Annotated in this window: 28 protein-coding genes; 3 read left to right on the top strand and 25 right to left on the bottom strand. The window is 39.8% G+C overall.

The window, feature by feature from the left end:
* Nucleotides 1–6 precede the first annotated feature (6 nt).
* Nucleotides 7–285: a hypothetical protein gene (locus LDO73_RS06935; RefSeq protein ID WP_224060770.1), complete on the top strand. Its 279-nt coding sequence runs from the start codon at nt 7–9 to the stop codon at nt 283–285.
* On the opposite strand, the gene LDO73_RS06930 is transcribed toward LDO73_RS06935, so the two are convergent.
* The 8 genes from LDO73_RS06930 to LDO73_RS06895 form a co-directional block, all read right to left on the bottom strand.
* Nucleotides 272–493, bottom strand: a complete 222-nt coding sequence (locus tag LDO73_RS06930; RefSeq protein WP_224060769.1) for a hypothetical protein — start codon at nt 491–493, stop codon at nt 272–274. The genes LDO73_RS06935 and LDO73_RS06930 overlap by 14 nt on opposite strands.
* 33 nt (nt 494–526) lie before the next feature.
* Nucleotides 527–3466, bottom strand: coding sequence for a phage tail tape measure protein (locus tag LDO73_RS06925; protein WP_224060768.1), 2940 nt, complete (start codon nt 3464–3466; stop codon nt 527–529).
* Between the two features lie 57 nt (nt 3467–3523).
* Nucleotides 3524–3805, bottom strand: a complete 282-nt coding sequence (locus tag LDO73_RS06920; protein WP_224060767.1) for a hypothetical protein — start codon at nt 3803–3805, stop codon at nt 3524–3526.
* Nucleotides 3806–3939: 134 nt separating this feature from the next.
* The gene (locus tag LDO73_RS06915; protein WP_224060766.1) at nt 3940–4395 is read right to left on the bottom strand and encodes a hypothetical protein; all 456 of its coding nucleotides are present in this window, start codon (nt 4393–4395) and stop codon (nt 3940–3942) included.
* A gap of 143 nt (nt 4396–4538) precedes the next feature.
* Nucleotides 4539–5405, bottom strand: coding sequence for a hypothetical protein (locus tag LDO73_RS06910; RefSeq protein WP_224060765.1), 867 nt, complete (start codon nt 5403–5405; stop codon nt 4539–4541).
* A complete protein-coding gene (locus LDO73_RS06905; protein WP_224060764.1) occupies nt 5398–6027 on the bottom strand; it encodes a hypothetical protein in 630 nt (209 codons plus the stop codon). Before LDO73_RS06905 ends, LDO73_RS06910 begins: the two co-directional genes overlap by 8 nt.
* Nucleotides 6028–6041: 14 nt before the next feature.
* Nucleotides 6042–6905 (bottom strand): TIGR04255 family protein, encoded by an 864-nt coding sequence (locus tag LDO73_RS06900; protein ID WP_224060763.1) that lies wholly within the window; start codon nt 6903–6905, stop codon nt 6042–6044.
* 230 nt (nt 6906–7135) lie between these two features.
* Nucleotides 7136–7870: an ORF6N domain-containing protein gene (locus LDO73_RS06895; RefSeq protein ID WP_224060762.1), complete on the bottom strand. Its 735-nt coding sequence runs from the start codon at nt 7868–7870 to the stop codon at nt 7136–7138.
* An 82-nt stretch (nt 7871–7952) separates the two neighbouring features.
* Between LDO73_RS06895 and LDO73_RS06890 the strand changes: the two genes are divergently transcribed.
* A complete protein-coding gene (locus LDO73_RS06890) occupies nt 7953–8270 on the top strand; it encodes a hypothetical protein (protein ID WP_224060761.1) in 318 nt (105 codons plus the stop codon).
* Nucleotides 8271–8620: 350 nt separating this feature from the next.
* Here LDO73_RS06890 and LDO73_RS06885 read toward each other — a convergent pair whose 3' ends face one another.
* From LDO73_RS06885 to LDO73_RS06810, 16 genes are all read right to left on the bottom strand, one after another.
* Nucleotides 8621–11080, bottom strand: a complete 2460-nt coding sequence (locus LDO73_RS06885; RefSeq protein ID WP_224060760.1) for an AAA family ATPase — start codon at nt 11078–11080, stop codon at nt 8621–8623.
* Nucleotides 11081–11240: 160 nt separating this feature from the next.
* Nucleotides 11241–12503 carry a translesion error-prone DNA polymerase V subunit UmuC gene (gene umuC, locus LDO73_RS06880; protein ID WP_224060759.1) on the bottom strand — a complete coding sequence of 421 codons (1263 nt, stop codon included), beginning with the start codon at nt 12501–12503 and terminating at the stop codon, nt 11241–11243.
* The gene (gene umuD, locus LDO73_RS06875; RefSeq protein ID WP_224060758.1) at nt 12503–12916 is read right to left on the bottom strand and encodes a translesion error-prone DNA polymerase V autoproteolytic subunit; all 414 of its coding nucleotides are present in this window, start codon (nt 12914–12916) and stop codon (nt 12503–12505) included. The genes umuC and umuD overlap by 1 nt, the downstream gene beginning before the upstream one ends.
* Before the next feature lie 131 nt (nt 12917–13047).
* The gene (locus LDO73_RS06870) at nt 13048–13320 is read right to left on the bottom strand and encodes a DUF1799 domain-containing protein (RefSeq protein WP_423810877.1); all 273 of its coding nucleotides are present in this window, start codon (nt 13318–13320) and stop codon (nt 13048–13050) included.
* A gap of 29 nt (nt 13321–13349) precedes the next feature.
* A complete protein-coding gene (locus tag LDO73_RS06865; RefSeq protein WP_224060756.1) occupies nt 13350–13652 on the bottom strand; it encodes a phage tail assembly chaperone in 303 nt (100 codons plus the stop codon).
* 39 nt (nt 13653–13691) lie between these two features.
* On the bottom strand, nt 13692–14345 hold the full coding sequence (locus tag LDO73_RS06860) for a phage tail tube protein (protein WP_154599373.1): 654 nt from the start codon (nt 14343–14345) through the stop codon (nt 13692–13694).
* 48 nt (nt 14346–14393) lie between these two features.
* Entirely contained in the window at nt 14394–14795 is a 402-nt protein-coding gene (locus LDO73_RS06855) for a phage tail terminator-like protein (RefSeq protein WP_224060755.1), read from the bottom strand.
* The gene (locus LDO73_RS06850; protein WP_154599374.1) at nt 14795–15376 is read right to left on the bottom strand and encodes a hypothetical protein; all 582 of its coding nucleotides are present in this window, start codon (nt 15374–15376) and stop codon (nt 14795–14797) included. The genes LDO73_RS06855 and LDO73_RS06850 overlap by 1 nt, the downstream gene beginning before the upstream one ends.
* Before the next feature lies 1 nt (nt 15377).
* Nucleotides 15378–15728, bottom strand: coding sequence for a hypothetical protein (locus LDO73_RS06845; protein ID WP_224060754.1), 351 nt, complete (start codon nt 15726–15728; stop codon nt 15378–15380).
* Nucleotides 15729–15730: 2 nt separating this feature from the next.
* On the bottom strand, nt 15731–16210 hold the full coding sequence (locus LDO73_RS06840) for a DnaT-like ssDNA-binding protein (RefSeq protein WP_224060753.1): 480 nt from the start codon (nt 16208–16210) through the stop codon (nt 15731–15733).
* 87 nt (nt 16211–16297) lie between these two features.
* Nucleotides 16298–17260, bottom strand: coding sequence for a major capsid protein (locus tag LDO73_RS06835; protein WP_224060752.1), 963 nt, complete (start codon nt 17258–17260; stop codon nt 16298–16300).
* 13 nt (nt 17261–17273) lie between these two features.
* Nucleotides 17274–18050 carry a hypothetical protein gene (locus tag LDO73_RS06830; protein ID WP_224060751.1) on the bottom strand — a complete coding sequence of 259 codons (777 nt, stop codon included), beginning with the start codon at nt 18048–18050 and terminating at the stop codon, nt 17274–17276.
* A 112-nt stretch (nt 18051–18162) separates the two neighbouring features.
* On the bottom strand, nt 18163–19284 hold the full coding sequence (locus LDO73_RS06825; protein WP_224060750.1) for a phage minor head protein: 1122 nt from the start codon (nt 19282–19284) through the stop codon (nt 18163–18165).
* Nucleotides 19281–20651 (bottom strand): DUF4055 domain-containing protein, encoded by a 1371-nt coding sequence (locus LDO73_RS06820; RefSeq protein ID WP_224060749.1) that lies wholly within the window; start codon nt 20649–20651, stop codon nt 19281–19283. Before LDO73_RS06820 ends, LDO73_RS06825 begins: the two co-directional genes overlap by 4 nt.
* On the bottom strand, nt 20651–22138 hold the full coding sequence (locus tag LDO73_RS06815) for a terminase (protein ID WP_224060748.1): 1488 nt from the start codon (nt 22136–22138) through the stop codon (nt 20651–20653). The genes LDO73_RS06820 and LDO73_RS06815 overlap by 1 nt, the downstream gene beginning before the upstream one ends.
* Nucleotides 22139–22140: 2 nt before the next feature.
* Complete coding sequence (locus tag LDO73_RS06810; RefSeq protein WP_224060747.1) at nt 22141–22743, bottom strand: hypothetical protein; 603 nt, start codon at nt 22741–22743, stop codon at nt 22141–22143.
* 64 nt (nt 22744–22807) lie between these two features.
* On the opposite strand from LDO73_RS06810, the gene LDO73_RS06805 reads away from it, so the two are divergent.
* The gene (locus LDO73_RS06805) at nt 22808–23359 is read left to right on the top strand and encodes a YfbU family protein (protein ID WP_224060746.1); all 552 of its coding nucleotides are present in this window, start codon (nt 22808–22810) and stop codon (nt 23357–23359) included.
* A 71-nt stretch (nt 23360–23430) separates the two neighbouring features.
* On the opposite strand, the gene LDO73_RS06800 is transcribed toward LDO73_RS06805, so the two are convergent.
* Complete coding sequence (locus LDO73_RS06800) at nt 23431–23562, bottom strand: hypothetical protein (protein ID WP_336431852.1); 132 nt, start codon at nt 23560–23562, stop codon at nt 23431–23433.
* Between the last annotated feature and the right edge of the window lie 387 nt (nt 23563–23949).

Raw genomic sequence — 23949 nt, 5'->3', positions numbered from 1 at the left:
TTTTACATGGATAAAAAACATCAGATTGATGCAGGAAATGAATTAGAATCAATCATCCCTATTATTTATGACATTCAGAATAAATTGATTGTTCATGCCACGATACTTGGCATCCTTACCACTAAATACTTAGATGAAAACGATTTATCTTTAGTAAGAAAAATACTTGATGAGACACTAGAAACACTAGTTAAAAGTGGTGATGATATCCAAATTCACAAAGAGAACCATGCATATAAAATCAATCACTTAAATATTATTCTAAATAAATTTAAGAAGTCATAACTCTCGGTATAACATCATAAAATGCACTGTTTTCATCAGATACTGATTTAGCCAGTGCGGCCAAAATATTTTTTTTAGTTCCGTCATCACAGGTCGCTACCTTTTGCATGTCGGCGACCTGCATTTGCAATGTGGTGATTTGATTGGACTGGATGAGCGCCGATTCTTTCAAGCTCATAATTTCACGTTGTAATGTTTCGATATTCATAACTACCTCTTATTTTCAATGTAATTGCTGCTCTTATCTTCCACCAGAAACAGCTTTGATTATCTTGTATAAATCGCCGCCTTCACGACTTTCGGAGACCATTAGGCGTTTAATCTTATTTGTTAATGACTGCTCAGCAGCTTTCATATCTGTGTTCTGCATAGAACCTTGTTGCCGACCGCCTCCCTCAACACTAATACCACCAAGGTTAACATTCACGTTAACCCCACCAGCAGGTTGAGCACCGTAAACCTGAACTCGTGGTTGATTAACTGACATTGGCTGAGAGCCACCAACATAACCACCTGAAGCGTAGCCTTTCTTACCAGCGTCCATCAGACGGTATAGGTTGGCTTTACCTAGCTTGGCTGTGCTGTCCTTGTCGAATACGAACTCACCTCTATGGACAACTCCAGCGGCGTCATACTTGCCTCCATCACCAGTGTACCCGCCGCCAGCGAACCCTAGGAAACCACCGACTGCCGTTCCACCAAATGCAGCCTTCATTGCATTCAGCATCGCCATTTGCATTAGCATCTTAGTGGTCATTTCTAAGAATGAACGAGTGAAGTCACCTAAGTTCGCTTTACCTGTGATAACAAAGTCTGAAAGGCTGTTGCTCATTCCTTGAAAGAAAGACTGACTGATTTGAGCCACGTTACCGTAAACATTCGTCGCTTGGTCTTGGAATTCTGCGAACCCCTTTTTAACCCCAGCTTCCCAATTGGCTCGTAGAGAATCCTCTTTTCCGTAATAATCCTCTAGTGCCTTTTTCTCTGCTGGTGATTTAGCTTGCTCAAGAGCGATATCACGCTGGTACATGCGGTCAGATTTACCAGCCCCAACATCCAACGCACGACTTCTAGCATTGATTTCTTCTACTCGTTTGAGTTGTCTATCCAGCTCTCGGTTATGTTGCTTCTGAAGCTCGACAGCATCCCCGGCAACTGCTAATGCCTTTTGTGATTCAAGGACACTTTCTTTCTTCGCTAATAGTGCCTGCTCATCTTTGGTGAGTTTGCGTGTTGACCTTGCTTCTTCTATTACTGATATTTTAGCTTCCATATCCCAAAGCTTTTTGCGCTCTGCACTTATCACATCAGCAACAGTTTTATGCTCCTTCAATACTTTCAGTTGAGACTGGAGAGAGACAAGCGCTTCATTAGCTGATTCATCGGCTCGAGTTCCATAATCTGGACGGTATTCTTTACCTTTTGGTGTTTTAGGAGTTCTTGGGTCGGCATGCTTTCTGCCTATTTCTTTTTTATAGGCTTCATACTCTTCTTTTGTCAGCGCCCATTTTTTTGATTCTAGATTTGCATAGTCAATTTCTCTGCGCATTTTTTTATTGGCGTACTTGTTTTGCAAATCATCTCTAGTTCTTAGTCTTTCCTTCTCCTTTTCATCCCTTAACCTTTCACCATTTTCCCTTGCGGACTCAATATCACGCTGGTATTTTTTCTCTTTAAGTATCCCTAGTTCATAACGCAAGTCGTCAGCTGTTTGGCCTGTATTGTTGAAGTGTATTCCTTTTGAGGCTACATTTACCTGAAACTCAACAAGCTTTTCTTCATACTCTCTAATTTGCTGGTCTAACGTTCTTTCTCGACCAATATTTAGCATCGCATCCCATGCTCCGCTTGCCATTTCCTTCACGCCTTCCCATGCGGACTCAAGAGACCCTAAATTATCTTTAATTTGCTTACTGCGGTCTTGCATGGCATTAGCGTATGACTCCATAGCTATCTTAGCGGCATCCTGCTCTTTGCCTTGCTCTTGCAGTGTCATTATTTGCTCTAGCTGAGTGGCAGTTAAAAAATGAAGAGACTTATCTAATTCAGTCACAGCTCTCACAGGGTCATCTTTCAGCTTTTGAAATTGTTTAATTGTTTCATCTACTGATTGGCCAACTGCCTTCTCCATCGCAGTTGCTGTTTTTGACACCATATCAACAACGCCGCCAGAAAATGAGCCAGACCCAACCACTTTCGAAATTGCATCTGCCATACTATGTTGCGTGATGCCATTCCCAGATAGGCTTCTAGCTAAAGCATCAAGTTGTGATGCCGTTTTCCCTGCGTATCCTCCAGTTAGAATAATCTGCTTGTTGAATTCACCAAACTCTTTAGACCCTTGATATGCGGCTATCGCAACAGCTGCCGCAGCGCCAGAAAACCCAAGCATTGCAACTCTTGCCGGGGTAATAAGCGATGTCAAAGCTTTCAGTGAGTTACCTACGCCACCAAACGAGTCCTTTATCTGTCCGCCCTGTTGAATCATTACCATCCATACTGGCATTCCAGATGCAAGCGATGTCACAATGTCGGTCATTTGCATTGGAAGCTGTCGCATTGCTTGCTTGTATTGCCCGATCGTCACAGAGCCATTCATGAAAGCTTTTTCTTGTTCTTTCAGTTTGGCTATCATTGGAGCTGCTTGTTGCGAAACGCCCATTTGAGCTGCTTTCAGTTCAAGAATTTCAGTTCTTGTCTTTCCAAGAATATCGGTCTGATTTTTTAATGAATTAAGGAAATCATCCGCAGCCTGCTTTGCTCTATTTGTCGCAGCCTCTTGAGCTAACAACGCCTGCCCTTCAGCAGTAAGAGACATCTCAACTCGTATTAATTTATCTCTAGTCTGATCGAGTATCTTGTTGTATGTTGAAAGTTCGTCACTGAGGTAAAGTCCTTTTTTGCCAGCGCTAGCTAATTTAGCTTGCCACTCGTCTAATTTTTGAAATGCTTTGTTAGTCGGGTTTATAGAATCTAGCAGGTCATCAAAATCCTTCCTTTGCCTCTTTACTGCATCAGATATTTTCTTTTGATGACTAACGCCCTTATTCATTTGTTCATTTAAATCTTCTGTCGAACTATTAACTTTTTCGGCAGCACTACCAAATTCTTTTAGTTTCTGTGTCCCTCTCTCTAAATCTGAGGTATCAGCCTTGAGCGAAATCGTTGCAATATCTGTCATTTACCTTTCTCCAGTCGAAAAAAAACCACCCGTGGGTGGTTATGTTTATTTTGGTAGTTAGCCATTGCTCTCATATTTATTCATAATATGCCTATATAGCTTTTCGGCATCCTTGCATTGTTCTGATGTATCTTTATCAACAATGCACTCTCCATGATAACGCGCTACCATCGCTGATATTCCTATAGCGTCAACGAAATATTTTTCGCAATTTTTATCGCCTTTACACGCCTCTTGCTTCGCATGCTCAATGACTTTTATTTCTTTATCTTCATCGCTAGCTGCAACTCCAAACCCAACAGAACAAAGCAATAGCCCTAATAATATTCTTTTCATCATCAATACCTCTTAATTATCAATGATTGAATATTAGCAAATAGTTGTAGCAATTGAACGCAAAAGACCTCAGTTAAGAGGTATATAAAGCGTTCATACATCATACTGAAATAACAAAATGAATAGACGTACAAACTTTAATTAGTAGTCGCTAATTTACGTCCATAAGAAATACCCATAATAGCGGATGACACTACCCCAACTACCACATACCACCATGTTGAATACCCTAAAAATCCTACGATGAAGCACATAGGTGTAACTATATCTAGCCCATACTGAACAATTAAAATTCTCACTCTATTTTTTAGAGTGCTATTTTGATATTTATCACTAAGTAAGTATAAATCCAATATTTTTACGAATATAAAGGTAATTATACTTGCTATTAGTGCTGGTTTTTCATACGCACTTACGCCGCCACCAAAAACTTGGGTTATAAGAAAAGGAGCAACGAATGCAATGGAAAAAGTTAATAATGTTGTTCCTATATACATACCAGCGATGCTTATAAGAGTCTTAAGCACATTTTTTTCTTTTATTTTAACATCCACTTCAACTTCACTAGGATATTGACTTTTAAAGTTACACATCATCCCACCACAATAGTTAATTTTTTCTTATGTTACGCACGAATAAATGTAAATCAAGGTAAATTTTATTTATGTAGTTGGGTCATCCGCCTGATTTCAGGCAATAAAAAACCCACCGGAGTGGGTTTTTAGCAAGTATAATATCAAGCTACCACCAAATTTTCATTTTTGCCAGAATCTAATGAGTAATGATCTAAATGATAACGACGAAATCTTTTTAGCATATCATATGTAAAGTCATCAGTTGCTATCACGGCACTTATATCTTGATCACTATAATCCGTATGGTTCAGTAATTTAATCGTTTCAATCTTATCCAATTTTGTTAAAAATACATCATAGAATTCTTTTTCTAATTCATCTAGTTCAATGGCTTCTTGTCCAGAGCAGTCAGCTAAACAAACAAACCCAATTTCATAAACTTCTTCATCATCTAGTTCTTTTAAAGTTGGTAGCTCAATAAAGATGCCTTCTATTACATTTGAGTTTTCAGAAAGCCAACGACAAAAATCCTTATCTCTTAATATATTACCTATTCTGCGCACTAACGATTCAGGCAATCCTAGTCTATTATATTGTGAAACAGTCCATCTAATAATTGAATTAATTGCATTCCCAGCCAATTGAGAGTCAGGGCCTACTATTGCTAGTATTCGTCTATCAATAGATATTTTCTTTGCCATATCCAATTCAAGTTTCTTTCCATTGTGGTTCAACACCATCCTTCTTGGATCGGCTATATTCTCATTTCTTGCGGTTCCATTTTTTACAGGACTTATGTAGCACTCAACATTAGGTAGAGCATCGCAGTTACCATAAACAACATCACAGCTCATACTTATAACAACAACACAGTACTGCTCTCTTTCCTCTATGCCCAAAATAAAGTCATCTATGTTACTATCGGTGATCTTCGCAGCTGCTTCTTTAAGCGTATAACAATCAATTACACTTCCTTGTAACCAGTTATTATTCAGAATCTTCGATCGTAACTTTTCAATTTCACTCATAAGGCGCAAGCTCTCCTGATATATTCACTATATCATTCATGGCATGAGCTGTTTTTTTGCCTGCAACCCTTCTTGCAACTACTATATCGCTCAATATTTTAGCGTGTTCAATAATTAATTTTGTGTCTAATTGATCTTCACTCAATCTCTCTAAATAGCTTTTCCCATGATACAAATGTGTTTTAGCCAGACGGCCAAAAGGCTTGGCGCTAAACTCACTAATTTCATTTGCTATTGAGTATACTAACTTTAACCTTTTTATATTCTCATCTGATTTTACGTCACCATCATTCTTCCAATTATACAAGGTAGCTCTTTTTACCTTCAAAACATCTTCTAAGTCCGAAACTCTAACTCCTAGGCTAGAGAAAACGGTCGAAATCATTTCTGACGCACTCAATGTTGACTCATCTGCTTCATTGGAGCGTATAGGGGCAAAGCTGCCACTTTCTGCTTGAATTAGCCTATTCCATTTTGCATTTTTATCGGCGACCTCTACAGACATGTGACTATAATTACTTTCTAATTCACCAGCAGAAATTGATGAAGACAGAATGATTGCACCTACCCCTAATATAGATGTAATCAGCCCTTTTTTGCATGAATTTGATTGGATTATCATATCCCCTCCAAGCATTAAGAAATTGAGTGTTTTTCCCAAGCAGCATCTGCAAATTCACTCAAATAATCCCAAAAAAGAGATGAGCTATCACTATGCAAGCTAGTTAATTTGTCCAATACATTCTCTTCTGAGAGATTTATTGTTTGCTCTTTACACTTCCACGCATGGTCTATGTCTAAAATCGCGTATTTACCTAATGTTGCATTCTCTTCCCAAAACGGCTTTGGTGGTAAAGTCATACTTAGCTGGTCTGGGTCCATTAAATTTTCAGGAAAAACATTGAATGCTCCATTTATTGGGTATCTCTCTTCTAGAATAGAGTTAAGTACTCCATGCTTTGTATCCTGTTTATGAATATTAAAATGAAGTGAATCTTGATTGTTACTTAAATTTCTTTGATGTTCACTCAGGAATTTTTCAGCTATTAAGTCAGAATATGGCCGGCCTTTGTGGGGAAAGAATACATCCACATATCTTAAACCAACTCTTTTAATTCCAGCATTTACTGCATCAGGAAAGCAAACTAAAAATGACTTTAATACTTTTACCCACTCGCTTTGAAAGTTTTCAAAAGATTTATAATTTGTAACACGCAAACATAAGCCTGAATCAGTTAAAACAACACCTGCATCTCTATTAATAGTTATAAAATCCCATCTTTTTTTTGTGTCCATTTTAAATTCAAACCCTTGAATTTTACTAGGACTAGCATCAACACTATTAATCATCGTCTCTTCTTGCATTGTATACCCAAGCTTATACAGTGCCATTTTAAATTCGCCAATACCATTATTAAGTATTTCATCTAAGATTGCGCTGAATCTTAGGTCGAAAATCACCATAATCAAAGGAGAGTTTTTTAAAATATATTTTTTCATCTTAAGCCTTAAATTGACAGTCAATTATACAATAATGTATCTTTTTATCTTTATACATTCAATAAAAAAAAAGCCTCAGCCTCTCATTTTAGATTTTTATGAGTAACCAAGAAAATCAATACCGCCTCATCTATTTCCAATTTACTAGTTAACTTACCTTGCAAAAACACTGTATACATACACAATAATACCTACTTGGTAATGTACAAGCCCGTCCTTGGGCTATGTGGCTAGAACAGTTTGGCTAGTTCGACACCGTGAACAGCTTTCCATGCTTCGGCAGGCCATGATTTTACTGAACCGTACCTGTCGTCATGTACTTCCATTGGTGTGACGTTATTTTCTAAACACCATTTACGCAATGGATGCCATTTAAACTTTTTGTCTAGCTTCTTCTCTACAGATAAAACCGTGGCATGTTTTTTACTTTCGCCAATCTTAGCCGCTAAAGCGTTCTTTTCACGCACTGCCTTTGATGCAGTGTCCATTGCTGTAGCTTCGCGCTTATGTCCAATCCATGCTTTTGTTTCTACTGCATGGTCACGTTCAGCTGCAATGACAGCCTTCTCTTTCTCAGACTGAAGTAAGTTTTCCAAAGCTTCAATATAGTTAACAGGCAAGCCAGAATTTTTACGTGATGTAAAATAAGTTTCTTCTAGTAGTTCGAAGTAATCCCAAGCTTGGTCTGTCTCTAACATTTTAGCGTGGCGTGATGCTCCGCGCTCAGTCCATAATGTTAACTTTGGAGTGTGTTTATCAACTAACCCTCTTAAAGATGGTAAGTCCTTTAGCTCTTTTAATTCATCGCCTTGTACAAGGAAATAATGTTTCCCTTCAATAAAACGATTAGCATTGCGTGAATAATTAACTTTTATATTGTTCACCTGCGTCCCATATAATTGAGCTAATGTTTCGCTTGTTACCACAAGAACACCATCATGTATGATTTCTTGTAATGCTTGCACTTCTTGGGAATCAGTTTTCTATGAATTGTGCCACGAGTGCATTCACCTCCTAAGCCCTGCTACAGGGAATCTTAAGAACGAAGTGCAACGACTAGATGAAGGCGTTGCAGTTAAATTTGCAGAGGATATGTACAGAAAGTACATAACTCCATATTGCAATATAACTCCAATCAACTCACCTATAACATCACTTGACCCAACGGCTAGGCATTCTCAGTATTATAAAGCACATAGTATTACGTCTAAAATATCCGATGATAAGCTAAGAGAAGTACGTTCTGCGTTTGAAAGTTTTTGGTCAATTAAAGATAAAGATAAATTTATGTCTATTGTTGGTGATTGTATAACTAATGAAGAGGCTGATTATTTACTCTCAAAGTTTGACTATTATTCCCTATAAAAATAACCACCCAGCCCAAGGACGGGCTAGCTATCCACCAAGTGTCATCGATGTTGGAGTGCAAACTGAAGCAAACAAAAAACCTGCCGAAGCAGGTTAGTTTCCTCAAAGTAAAGTCGCAGCTTTTCCCTTTTTATCCCAGAAGTACATGATAGTAACCATTTTGCTTTCTATCTTTAAAAATGTCATTTTGAGCAATATCAATTTTTAATCACATTTACTTGCAAAGTAAATGTTTTGATATTACGCTGCTCTGGCATAATTTTTATTTTTATTTTCAATAAAAATGGATATCTCGCATGGTTAAATCTTAATAAAAAAGCCTGTTAAACAGGCTTTTTTATTGTCCATTAAGCTAGCTCATTAGGCTTCATTTTTTTTACATTAATTAAGTGCTGTTTTACTCTTTCAAAGCCGCTACTTTGCTCTTCACAAATTTCTTCAAAGTTAAAGTACGATGGAGCTCTTATAAATTGTTTCCAAGACTGCAATAAATATTTCTTAAACTCTAATGCCCTGAGGTATCGATCTTTTATTTCCATTGATGATAAATTTGTTGAAATTGCCTCTCTAACACTCGAAACTAAGATTGGTGTATCAAAAAGCATTGCATCCAAATATGCAAAATCACCTAGCCATTTTTTAATATGATAAGCACCTATCGTTGTTATCCTAAAGCTATCTGGCATATCACCAATTAACACCTTATCTTCGTCCTCTTCGAACGTCACCCTCAGAGAGGTTTCTATCAATTTTCTGTTTGTGGTTCTCCTGAGAGCATCATCTACCTGTTTCGGAGTGAACCCTGACGCTTGAAATTCTTCTATTATATTCGTGTATCTACAAAAGCTATTCTTATCTAAGTGATCACCTTGGAAGCTCAAGTAGCTTATAATTAGCGGCACTAAAAAATGCTCTTTCTGATCTGGTGTACTAAGGTCTAATACATTCATCGAAGATGATGTTTCTCGACTATAATGTGAATAGTCACCAAGCAAAGCTTGTTTGGTGAACTCATGAATTGGGATAATGTATCTACCTTGCTCTTCTTGTATATCTATAATTTTTTCCGCATCTATATTTGGAGATCCAATAAATCCAGTTACAAACTCTATGACTTTACGTATGTTTCCGCCTGTAATATTATCCAAAAACTCATTAATTTCTTTATTTTTTTGCAATGAAGATATAAGTACTTCTAAAAATAAAGCCAAATTCTCGGAGGTTACATTAGCATTATTCAATGGAGAAACCTCTTCTCCTCTCGCTAGCCTTACTGCGTACCTCAATCTTTTTGAAATCATCTCATCCACTCGAGGTGGGGATATTGTAAATATCTTGTGTGGATATGCATTTAATGCACCAGAATGTTTTGACTTATAAAATGTTTGGGGCCTAACTGAAAGGAAAACTATAGCACTCCATTCTTTAGATAATTCTTGAGAAATAATGAAAGCATCTTGCTGAACATCAAAGTTTCTTTGGTCTGCATTATCAATACAAATGATTATTTGTTTTTTATGTTCTTTTGAAATAAATGCAACAGATTTTTGAGTGTGCTGGTTTTTATCACTTTGCAGCATAAATAACTTATCTATAAGTTTTTCTTTATATGCTACAGGATTGCTTTCTTTCATCTCTCCATAGATGCCTCTTTCAAACTTCCTTATTTCTTCTACATACAATCGTTTTATAAAGCTAGACTCTTCAATATCAACATCATACTTAGAGTAAAGCTGGGAGCAAATTTCGTTTAGAATGAGGTTTTTGATATCTGTATTTAAAGTGGCTTTTGAACCTAAATCTATGTAGATGTAGATGGCTTTTTTAAATTCACTAGATGCGCTGTTATGTATTAAATTTTTGATAAATGAAGTTTTTCCAACACCAACATCGCCAACTAACACAATAGGCCTTCTTGATATGGCATCAGCAAATATCGCACCGTCAAGGTTTAATTTTTTTCTATCATTTATTGGCTGAACCGATGGTTGTTTTTCATTTTCTGCGAAAATAGAGGCATAACGAGAATTAAGAATATTTTTACTTAATAATGAATACTGGTTTAGTCTACCACTCTCGCAATAACATTGTTGATAAAATGATGATTCAAGATTTGGATCTTCAACAATATCTTGAATAAAAACCTCAGATAATTGCCTTAATGATGTCTGTAATTCACTTGAATAAAGTATTTTAGGGTATTTAATTAAATTATTAGATAACTTAGATGGCAACCTAACATCACCAACAGTTAATTGTCTCATCAATTTATTATCATCTATTCCTTGTAATGATAAACACTCCCAAAACAATGGAAAATTATTTAAGATGTCCTGCAAAGAGGTAAATACTAAAGCCTTACCGTCTTGAACACTAATGCCGTCAGTCCTGCTTGATATAAATGCAATATATTGATGTCCATTAGTTATTATAGATATCGGAACTCCCCGACTAGAACTATAGAGTTGCACCTGATCCATTGCTCTTTTGATATTGTCACTAGCCATGATTAGTGATTTTATCGGAATTGTATTTTTTAATGATTTTCCTGATGGTATATCAAAACTAACTCCTTCCTTTTTGGCTTCAACTATTACTTTCCTTGGATTTCCTAGCTCAAAATCAGTAAACCCATTATTTGACTCATGTTTTTCTACCTCTATAGCGCCATCCCAGTTAAGACACTGTTTAAGAACAATATCTATAATATGAAATCTAGTCTGTGCTTCATTGTAATCCTTAATATTATCATCAAGAGTAGCTAATAATTCTCGTAAAATTTCATAAGATTCATGAAGTGAGTTCATGTTAATTTCCTGAATTATCCATTCACTAGACAGAATGGAGATGCTCATAGTTAAGGAAATTATTATAGTCACTAACTAAAATTTATCACCTGTATAGTTTGAATATAAAATCTAAGTCTCAATATTACCATTTATAGTTTTGTGTTCATTTGAGCAAGGATTAACACTTAACCAAAGGCAACTCATCGAAATTTGTCGTGTACGCTGGTGACAACATTTCGCGCTTCATCTGGTACCCACTATCGCCACCTTTCGCAGCAAACCAGACTTTACCTAGGCCACTATTGTTTATCGTGTCTAATGTTTTCATCAGTTCATCACTATTCTTAAATGGCTTCTGCGTCGAAAACATATCGAACTGAGTAATGTCTGCATTTGTGAAGTCGGACAACATTATCCCTGCTTTATAGTAGCGATAACCGTCTCTCCAAATGGAGCCTAGCCCACGCATCGCAGCATTGATGATGTCTCTCGTGTCGCTGCTAGGGTATTCAAGCTTGATGCTCGCACTATTGGCGTAATCTTCACCTGATGCATGGCGACTGGTTTGTATGAATAAACCAATACTTCGGCATCGCTGATTTTCTTCGCGTAGCTTCTCCGCTGCTCGTTCTGCATAGTCACAAACGGCCTTGCGCATAGTTTCAATATCTAAAACCTTCTTACCAAACGAGCGTGAACATAGTATTTGCTGCTTAACTTTCCTGACCTCTTCAAGCTCAATGCAGGACTCGCCATTCAGCTCTCGGAGCGTTCTTTCTAGTGTCACACCAAACGTTTTACGTATTGTGGCCACTGGCGCATTGGCTAAGTCTAAAGCGGTATAAATACCCATAACTCTCAACTTAGCTGAAATTCTACGACCAATGCCCCATACTTCCTCAATCGGAATAAGTGACAGCAGCTTTCTTTGCCGACTTCTATCAGATAGCTCGACAACACCACCCGTTTTCTTCCACGTTTTAGCTGCATGATTAGCAATCTTAGCCAGTGTTTTACTTGGCCCTATTCCTACGCCAACGGGTAAATGAGTTCGCTGCAATATCGTTGATTGAATTTCTCGACCGTACTCTTCTAAATTAAACGTATGGGTCATACCAGTGAAATCAAGAAACGCTTCGTCTATCGAATATATTTCTAAGCGCGGAGCATACATTGATAACAGAGACATCACTCTATTACTCATGTCCGCATATAAGGCGTAGTTAGAACTAAATATATTGATGTTGTTTTGTTGGTAATAACTTCGTCGCTCATAGTAGAGCTCACCCATTTTCACGCCGAGTTTTTTTGCCTCGGCTGACCTGGCAATTACGCAACCATCATTGTTACTCAGAACGATGACTGGCTTACCTACCAAGTCTGGCCTGAATACTTTCTCACAGCTTGCATAAAACGAATTAACATCAACCAAGGCAAACATTACTGAGCCTTGTGAATAATGAATGTAACCACACCAAATATCTGTAAGTCCTGCGCATCACCAATGAATATCGGCTGAAAATCAGGATTCATTGGCATCAGCATCGGCGGATGAGACTTCAGTCTTTTAACAGTGAACTCGCCATCAACGCTAGCAATTACAATATCACCATCCTTTGCCGCCAGTGCGCTATCGACAATAACAACGTCACCATCGTTAATGTTTGCATCAATCATCGAATTACCTTCTACGCGTAACATGTACGTGCTGTCAGGATGCTTAATCAGCGTGCTGTTAAGGTTTATTCGTTCCTCCATGTAATCAGCTGCAGGCGATGGAAACCCCGCAGGCACACGGTCTAGGAATAACGGAATATTGAGAATTGACTCGGAATCGATAAGTTCTAGCTTCATGACACACCAAATATAACTGTATTTATATACAGTATATTCCAAGCATTTTAGTTGTAAAGATCATTTCAACTCATCAAACGCTGTGCGCACGTCACAACCCGGCCACTCAATAACGTTAGAGCATCCTTGCCCTATTTTTTATTCATCAGCTCTAAGGCTTTAATTTCCATAATTCGAAGGTCATCAAACACGGTCGTTTCGTTTTTTATATTGAGCAATTTCATAACATGATGAATGGCACCATAGTCTAGACCTGTAGCACCATTCATGCCTATTCTCCACTGCGTACTCATGGCTGAGAATGCCTGATATGAATCCCAAACATCAGGGAGTACTTCAATATCATCAATATCTGGAGGAAATCCAAAAGCTCTCTCAAAACTTGCAGCCTCTTGCTTTGTCATTCCTCCATACATTGCCTCTGCGACCGCAATTAGTTTTTTTCGCGATTACCAAGCAATTCGCTGTAATACGTTGAGGTAATTGCACCAGCGGCTGATGGGTAATTATCAAATAACAATTTAAGATTTTCTTCGTTGAATGACTCTTCAATCGCCCAATCAGCAATAATCGTTTTAAAGAAATCATCAATCGAATCATCTCGTAATTCTTCTAGCTTACTCATTGGCATGTGATTGAATGTGAATGTCACAACCTCTGGCTTTTCTTTGCCGGCAACCGGAATTTTCACATCAGCTTTAAATTTTGGGTTTGGCGTTAACGTAAACTTTGCCATTTATTGACCTTAATATTTAAGCCCTGTTAAGGGCTGTTTTTATGCGGCAGTGTAAATTTGCATATCAGATTTAAGAGAGAAGCGAGCAGACACGTTTTCAACTTCATTAATTGCCGTGTTAGGTACGCGCTGAAATGATACACTTGCTGAATAATATCGATCTTCTCCAGCACGCTTATTATGGAAACGGATAGCTGTCAGTTGCTTATTGTCATCCAGTTTCATCAGCAAAGGACGAATTGGCAATGTAGCGTCGTGTGCAAATGTATAAACCTGAACGATACCTGATTTATAGGTATCAACTGTCTCAGCCTGTTCATCTTCTAGGAATTGGATTTCTTGTGTTTGCTGCTCACCGCCTTCAGTAGACAGAGTCATAACTTGCGGCATGACCTCCCACTCCTGAACTGCTTTCAACGTCCCTTTGCCTCCACCGACAGGGAAGCGATCCACATCAGATGTATCCACATTTTCTAGTGTCACACTTGTATCAGCAGCAACCTTGACACGAAATACGCCAGACATTCGCTTCCAGCCAGAAACCACCTGAACAGTATCACCCGCTTTAATACCGTTTAATGCAGCAACCGTTAAAACAGCCTCTGTTGCATTACTTGCAGCGGTAAACTCAACATCTTTACCGTATTTGCTCGCTATATAAACACGTGAGCCATTAGGAATGTTATAAGCCATTATTAACCTCTTTTTTATGCATAAAAAAACCGCCATTTAGGCGGTTGATTATCGAACTGAATCACATCGGTAAGATGTGCGTATTGGAATTGTGTAATTTGTATCACTGATAAGTGGTGGTAATTGATTTGGCTCACCATCCAAATACAGCGTATTAGTGATGGTTAAACCGTTTTCTAGTTGCTCTTTGATATTGTCAGACAAGCTCATAATTGCCGAATCACCATTTCCAACTTTACCAACCACATTAATTTGAATGACACCTTTCAGAACTAGCATATCCAGCCCAAGCCCTAGATTTTCTGTAGCAGCAGGCATGATATGCAATTGCAGATATGGTGCACCAATATCTTTAAACTCAATGTTTGGCCAAGCAACCTTCACATCATTCTGCTTAGCAATTCTTGCTACCAGCGTGCGTATTTCTTGATTAATATCGGATTGCTTCACTATTTCACCTCCGCTATCGCCTCCCTGAAGAATTTGCCAATATCAGCAGCAGTTACCGCTATCATCCCGTTAGGCGCTTGCTTTGAATGACCTTCCACCTCCAAACGATAGGCATAGGGAACATTATTAGTAAAATAGATGGCATTCATTCCAACCTTAAACTGTTCCAGTACATATTTGCCAACCGCTGTTGTCATCCTGCCTGATTTATCAATTCGCCCTGTCTCGCCTTCAGCTGGCGCATCAAAAGTGACTTGCCAGTTACCTCTAAAGCGTCCACCTGTATATCCCGGAGGTGAATAAACATCCATTGAATCACTGATTCTGGCACGTTTTTTCAATTGTCGCTTTTTATGGGTAAGATTTTTCGGATCCTTTCTTAGCTCTTCGTTATGATCAAATACAGCTTGATTATAATTAACCGCTGTCTGATTAACTTCCCAAAGCTCAGGGTTACCAACTGGCGACATTTCAACTAACTGAGCTAAAATCTTAAACCCTGTTTTACTTACTACTGTTTCCATATTTGCTTGAGATTTCTCTACAAACAAATTAACGGACGTCATAAATGAATCAGCCATATCAAGCCCTCAGCTGAGACTTGTAGCAAATAATAATATCAGCAGGTTTAACCGGGTTAGGCTTATGCACGCGAAACCATATACCATCAACAAGAATAGAATCGCCCTTTCGAATATCAACGTCTGGAGAAAGAACTATTTTAATATCCGTAGAGAGAATTAGAGTTCCGTCAACTTCATAAGGTTTGTACAGAACCTTTACACCAGTAACAGAGAGGAGAGACTCGGGCTCATGATGCTCTATGCCATCATCATCAACCCAATGCTTTCCATCGCGTTTAACTTGATATGAAGCGCCATACTTGTTCAGCATTCGTAACGCTGTTTGGTAACCGCGCTGATAAATATTCATGGCTACCTCATTGCAAATGTATTAATGGCAAACCCATCAGAGATATCAATCAAGCCGGATAACAAACCTTTCAACCAAGCGAAATTCGGTGCGCCTGTATTGGTACCTTCTGCATACTTCAAGTCAATTGCACCCTCAATACGCTCAGCGATAACTTCAGCGCCTAATGTTGGCTGTAACTCGCTCTCTTGTGATTCAATCGCCAAGCGGCATTGGGCTTGGATAACTTGCTGAGGGATAACCTCACTTGAAACCGCAATACCATCGCGAATTAATCCCGTACGCGGAAAAGAGAGCGGCTGATGAACATCGGTTCGCTTGCCTAACCACTTTTGGGATTCGAGATAGTCCATGGCCACAATGAGCAATCCTTCTAATCCCTCATTAGGGAGCGTTAACTGCCTTACTGAAGCATAGGCCTTTAAATCCGCTACGCTGGCATAGCTATTAAAGGTCGTTGAGGTTTTATCTGAATCAATCATAATCCCCTCAAAATAAGAAAGGGGCATTACACCCCTATTGTCATTTACCATCAGTAGCTTTCTTGGTTTCTGCCACCTTTGGCTTAGTTACTTTCCCGTTTCTGCACCAGCTGCAGTTAGTTTAATCATTACACCGGCTGTCATTTTGTCGCTCGTGAAATGCTTTTTCCAGTTCCCCGCTGTTCCAAGCTTGGTTAAGTCAGGGTTTTTACCCTTAGCTTCATCCCAGCTATAGCCAAGTACACCCACGTTAACCACACCCTCACCACGATAACCAACCTCCAAGTTCTCTTTGTCATTGATTTCAAATGAGCGAAAAGTAGGCTCTTGGGATTCAGTGATAGTGACAGCTCCGGGGACAAGACCAAAGATAGCCTCGACTGGTGCTGTATCCGTCACCAAAACAGGCTTCCCTAACGTGCCGGGCTGACCGCCATAGATAACCACCCCCGCCTCTTCATACACTTTGTTATCAATGGCCTGATCGACAATATCGAAATATGTCGTTGAGTGCATGACAAACAGGTTTACACGGTTGAATTTATCACCGTATTTACGCAATCCTTTTGTCAGTGTTTTCTTGCCATCGGTCGCAATATCAGCCGTCACAACCATCTCTTTGTTATTGCCAATCGCAGCACCTAAAGCAGCTAAAGAGTATTTAATGTAGCCCTCTAACGAAGCGTCTGCTGCATCAGTGCCTACAAGTTCAGAGAACTCAGATACATCACGCCCTCGGCGTTTAAATGCTTCTTCAGTTGTTGCATAAGGGCCGTATTTCCACGGCGCTTTCACATCTACTGATTCTCCTGCACCAATTTTTTTGCTCTCCACGGCTTTTGTTGAATCAACATCACGATGTTCAATAGAACCACCGATTTGATAGAAAGCACGTTTGCGGAAATCACCTTCAATAAACAGGTTATCCAGCACAATTGCGCCATTAGATGCCTGATTAAATACGGCTAAATTATCTTGGCGACGCTCTAAGAATGCTGTCTGTGCCAAGTCGTTATAAATTACTAAATCGCTATTTGTTGTCGTAGTCATTGCTTATATTTCCTTACTCTTTTGGAAGTTTTAAATATGCTTCACGCCCGTAGCGTCGCTGGTAGTCAGCTTTTTGCTGCGCGGACATTTGTGAACGTTTAAGATGTGCGCCACCTTGCTTATGCATCCCCGCATCCGTACCAGAAGCCGAAGGGAATAAGTGAGGAGCGCTTTCTTTAAGTGATTCAACCCACTCAATTGGTGATAATGGCGTGCGACCATCTTTGCCCATGATTGGATTACCATCGTCATCAACGGCTACGGCCTGACCTTCATCGTTGATTTGGAAAATGCCTTTAGCTCGTAAAATCAAGTCTTCATGCGCACTAGTTAGTGCCCCGGCTTTACCAGATGCTGAGCGAATTTCATCGCCAAGAACTCGCGCACGAAATTTATTTGCAAACGCTTCTGCCTTCTCAACTTTGGTGTTCGCGTCTTTCAATTGCTTATCAACATCACCACGCAAACGCTCAGTACGCTTATTAATGACTTCATCAATCTTGCCATCTGCAATAAGCTTGGCTTCTTCGTCATTTTCAAAACGTTTAAGCATTCCCTTCACTGATTCAGGGTCGATACCATCAAAACGTTTTAAGTTGTCTCCTTGCTCTTTAAGCTTGCCTAACAACTCATCACGCTTGGCTTTTAATCCAGATACTTGCTCGCTTACAGCCTTATCAATGATGGTTTGAATTTCAGGAGTGATTTCTGGCGCGCCACCAGCACCGCCTCCTTTATCCTCGCCACCTGCCTGTGAGTAGTATTTGCGTTCAATATTCATAAATAACATGTGATACCCCTTGGGTTTGATTTGCGCCTAGCACGTTGAAATAACTCAGCCCTAAGCTGAATTTAGGTAATAAAAAAGGCCACCGAAGTGACCTTGTGTGAAAATTCATTGCTTACCGATAACCAACAGTTTTAAATGCCTGCTCATCTATCTCTCTGAGTTGCTCTAGGGAAATAAACTCACCTTTATCTGTGTAGAACTCAGATGGGCTCATACCTCCATCCTTCATAAGCCTGAATCTCGTTTCTCCAAATACTTGGCGCTGCCGCCACTCCGGCTGTCGTTGTATCCATTCAATAAACGTTGTGTTAGCTGGAACTTGCCCATCCATTGAAGCTCGAGTGCCTGAGTCCATTTCATCTAAATCAATACCTAGTTCACGCCATGATTTAGTGACTAATGTTTCTGTCGAGCGGCATCCCCAGTGGATTTTACCGGGGCCTTGTTTGTAGGGTATTTTGTGTCCTATTGGCTTGCCTTCAAGTGTGTACTTTAATCTGTCTCTGACGATGCAATCATTGGATGTTTTACTATCGAGAGTAGAAAGCCATTGCTTGTAATCAATGATGTCTTTGTTAGCTTCTGCAAACTGCTCTCTAGCCGTAGCTTGAAGATGATTCACGGCAGTCTTGGCTATCGTTGTCGCATTCGCCCTACTTAGTTGTAATGCTCCATCTTTATAGCCTTGGTTTGCATGCCCACGAATCTTACGCCCAATATCTAACGCGCTATCGCCATTCAAATAACCATTGCGAACTGCATTATTTATGCGAGTCATGCGATCAGCTTCTAATCCACTAGACCATTCTGATAATAGTTTTCCTTGAAACGGCCGCGACATTACAGAAGAAAATAACATCTCCTCTGTGATACTCATGAGTGGATATTTGCGAAGTACCGACTCTGGTAATAAAGCATCAAACAGTGATGGGTAATAGTCTGATTCATGCAATGCATGCTCTCTCATTTCTTCCGTAAGTAACGAAAAAGCACTATCAACAGCACGCTTATTGATGCTTCTTACACTGGATAGCAATGATTCCAATCGCCTTGCCGTGAAACTATTAATATCAATATTGGCGTCATCTAAGGTCACAATAAGAGACGCCGTTAATTCAGCATCAAACTCATTCAGCGCTTTTACCATTCGCCTTGCCACACCAGCAGAATAGCGACCAGAGAACAACGAGTGAGCAATTAATTCATCCATCAACCGCTCATTCACTGAACTCATGTCGCACCTACCATTGTTGGCTCTTGATTATTAAGCTCATCCACCACCACATCCACATCATCAGCAGGATTGATAACATCATATTTCTGCAAACTTCTGACTAGGTCAGATTTACGTGTTGCACCCGATTGCCATGCTACAACAATTTCGCGGATCATCGCGCTATCAGCAATGTGATTAACGAGGTCTTTGTTAATTTCAAAGGAGATGTCTTTCGTGTCTAATCCAAGATATTCAGCACACCATGTTAAGGCTTTGCTCAGTGCTTCTGACACATTTGAGCAACAGATACTGAGAATGGAGGTTTGGGCGTTCTGCTCACCCACAGATTGAATAACTGTTTTTACTTTACTATCAGCAGAAACCAATTGTGCACCAAGAGCAACCATGTAATCGCGCTTGCTGTCCATCGCCTCTTTAGCCAGCATATTTGGCTGAGCTTGAACGTAGCCATAATCCCCTTTTTCGGGTAGCAAGATTGGTGAACGAGAGCCAACCATTACGCCTTTTTCTTGTAACCAGTCACGCCATTGTTCATTGAGTCCGCCAATATACGGCTGAACCTGCCCACAGAAGAATACTGAATCCTCATAATCAGCAGAGTTTCGATAATGCCCTAGATTGATTTTTGCCAATCCCAACAGTGGAGCCTCATCGATGGTGTGATCGTTATTCTGAGCGCCAATAAACGTAAATGGAATTTCATCCCATGGGCCATTGCCTGCACGTTCAGGAATGTATTCAGAATCGATTTGAAATACACTACTTCCAGTGGGCTTGCGATATACTCTACAAATAAATTTACCGTCTTCAATAGCCAATACGCGGTACTGAAGAATGTCTTTAAATCCAAATCCGTCTTCTTCTTCAACTGTTTCACGCAACACCACCAGCGTTAACATAGTTCGACCATTTATCCGGTCAGTACGCCAATTAATGATATCTTCGGCGCGATATTGGAATATGTACGGGAGCTTCGAATCGCTGTTGTAATCAACATACAGACCATGCCGACCAACTTCTAATACAGACTCTAGTGAAGACTGAGCTAGTTGATAAATGCTTGAACCAGCCCCATCAGCATCGTCCTTTAAACTAGATAGCTTTTCAGTAACCGCAACTAATGGGTCTTTCTTGAATGCCATCCCTATCATGCCGTTTCGAGTATTGCCCGTTATGGGATAAAACACAGCCCGGCTCTGATAGTCTTCATTTCGTTTCTTTTTGCGCTTGCTGTCCTGCTCTTCAAGCTCAGGAAGGTAATTTTTTACATCTTCGCCACCTCGGCAAACAGAGCGTACTAACTCCCACTGAGGAGCAGCCGTTTTATACTCTGGCCGAGTAAAATCTACATTTGTTGTACTCATCAGAAGGTTGTTCCTAGGTTAATTTCGAATGCTGGACGTTTAACATTCCGTCTACTTACAGCAAAATAACGGAACCCATCAGCATCGTGTGATGTGTAGTCATGAAGTGGCTTGTCTTTCCAGCACCCTTTCTTGTCGTCCCACTCTTTGCGATAGGCTTCTAAGTGAGCAATACCATCTCCGCATTTATGCTCGTCGAAAGCACAGAGCGGCAATATTTCACGCACAGCCTCGATACCTTCATCGATAGACACCCTTGGCACGACCTCAAATCGAATTGAGTAAATCTGCCCGTCAATCTCATACCCTTCACGCGCTAATTCTTTACGTGATTTAGCATCAGAACCAAATTCCCTATTCTCAATATCGTGTGGCCCATTGTGACTCTCATAGTTGTAGCCTTTATCTTTCAACACTTTCATATAGTGCCGTAGACCCTCGCCACTGTTTGAGTAATGGTCGATAACGTGAAACTCCTCACCAACTTCACGAATGAACCAGATTGATGTTGAGTCACCCACGCCAATATCCCAATACGTATGTACGGGTAAATGTGAGTTATCAGGGAGTGAACCAATGCGTTTATTTTCGTACAGGAAACGGAATTGTTTAGCGTAGTAAGCACCCTCAACAGATTGCTGAAATGCCTCAGACGGTATTGACGGGTATTCCCGTTTCATATCGTCGCCAAGTGTTTTCTCTTTGGCGTAATACCAAGCTTTCTGGCGCTCGTTTAATTGAACGCCATGCTTACTAGATATTTCATCAAAGTAGTCAACTAATCGCTGTGGTAATTGCTCAACAGGGTCAATGGCATATTCAGGATTCTTCCACCATGAGAAGAAAAAGAATTTCCAGTCTAGGTTAGATAATCTCTTATCCTGGAGTTGCGCTTTCTCAGCAGACTGGCAGTAATCATAAAAATAACCTGCTCGACCTTCCGCTGTGCTTTCAATCGTCGTGAAACAATCGCTTGATACCGCCTCAAAAGCACCAGTGACAATCTCACGGGCTTTCTCTGGGTACTTAGCACATATCTTACCGAACTCAGATACATGTAAATATCGGAGTGTGCCGCCACGAAATGACGTGCTGATATAAAGTGACCCGCCTTTGCTAAAAACCAATTCACCAGCCGCATCATTACTCGCCGGATTTGCAGCTTTAATTTCTTCGGGTAGCTTTTCATAGGCATACTTTATCTTTTCCCTGAATAGTCGCTTGGCATCATTTAACGTATGGGCTATCAATGCACATTTAGCCGCCTCAAATAGCGCTGCATCTAATTGGATGATGCAGACCTCAGTCGTGAAACCCAGCTGACGAGCCTTTAAGATAATGTTTCGCGTGTGCATCCCTTCAAAGTATTCAAGCTGCTCAGGCGTCATTTTAAATCGAACTGGCTTACCTTCTTTGTTGGTGATCCAGTAGAGATGATTCAATCGCCAGAGTTTATCTCTCAATAATGCAAGATGTTCTGGCTTCATGATTATTCCTTAGATAAGTCGTCCATTAGTTCTGATAGCTGACTAGCTGTCTTATTCGGCTGTACTTCATCTAGCCCGTAAGCTTGACGTTCAAGACCGACTAGATTTTTAAGTGTTTCACTTAACGCTTTGACTGACTTAACTCGCTCAGGGAGAGAGATGATTGAATGATAAATTTCATTCAGCTTGTCACGTCCGTTATCATTAGGGTTAAGCATTAGCTCGCCCAATTTACTTAAAGCTGGCACATCAGCACATTCAGCCGATAGCTCATCAAACAAGTTATTGGTCAACTCTCTTGCCCTGCGAATATCTCCCCTGTGCTCCATGCGAACACTAGCGATGACTTCGGCGGTCGCCTCAATAAGTACGCGCTCTGAAAGCACTGTTTCTCTGCGTACCTGCCTGCGTACTTCCTCTTTGCGTACCAAATCATCTGCACGGGATTTTATCTTTGCGTTAAGGTCTCGCGACCAATCATCTTTCTTTGCTCTTTTGCGTATAGCTCCTTCAGATATGCCATGCTGTGAAGCTATTTCTCGGAGTGACATCGCGCCAGCTCGGTAAGCCGACTCGATGGCCTCCCAATCTGGTCTTTTAGCCATACATCACCTTCCATAAATTAAATTAATGCTATAGTAGATTTTCGTTCATAAATAGGAGCAATAAATGAAATATTCTCAAGCCGAAAAACTTCAATTAATGATGCTTTGTGAAATTTACAGAGCTATGGGAATAGAAAATAGTTTTAATCCTGACCTCGTTGAAGAGGCTATTTCCACTGATAACTATTGGGCCCTGTCATGGGAATACCCATCTCTAGAAACTGAAGATGAAACTCCATCTAAAGTTAAATTATTTGGTGATACCGTTGATATGTATGACATGCTTTCATATACATATAAAAGACTTAGTGATGAGGATAAGAAAGATGTCAGCGAAGCCGTACCTCATTTCTCTCCAGAATATTCTCTAACTTTCCCTGGCTTCGATGGGAATAATGAATCTGAATACATACAAATAGGTAGATTGTTAAAAACCATGGGGCGTTTCTCAGGTACAGAACTAACTAAAAACTCTCACTCCCCCTCAGTAGAAACATATAGACGAATGTTAGATATATTTTTACCTATACGTCATAAGTTTGTATTTAATGAAGGAATCCGCAAGCAAGAGTTAATAGATATACTGTTAGAGCGAATTCACCCGAGTAATAGATAGCTATCGACTTACTCTATATTACGTACATTCCAATTAAAAAGCCGGCTCACTCGAACTGGCTTTGTGATTGGTTATTCTGCTACTTCAATCACTGGCACATATTCAACGCTACTGATTTCATCAGGTGAAATGTATATCCATGCACCGTCTGCCTGAGCAATTGCGATTAGGCCGTTAGTCACACGAGGCTCTTTCGTTGTCATCAGGCCTTCGTATGTAGTGCCGTCTTTCTTTGTTGCGATTACTGTGTATTTCTTCATATTCCACCCAATAAAAAACCCGCGCTTGGCGGGTTGATTCCTATATTTACCTATCAAATACTGGATCACGATAAGGATATTCATGCATGTAATACGCCGATTTATCACACTCAACACACCTATGTAGATGCTCCCCTTTTTCGTTTTTAACACCCATATATTTCATTTTCCCTGGCTCGCAGTAGCCACATTGCATATAAGCTGTTGCCTCACCATCAGAGTTCCATTTATGTATTTCTGGCATTTCTTCACTCGCTATTCAAATTCATTGAAATATAAATAGCGGCCAATTTAATAAAAACTTCAACCATGCCTCAAGGGGAATAACAA

It is taken from the genome of Providencia alcalifaciens (assembly GCF_915403165.1).
Classification (GTDB): domain Bacteria; phylum Pseudomonadota; class Gammaproteobacteria; order Enterobacterales; family Enterobacteriaceae; genus Providencia; species Providencia alcalifaciens_C.
Note: the sequence above shows the minus strand (reverse complement) of the source record. Positions and strands in the feature narration are given on the sequence as shown.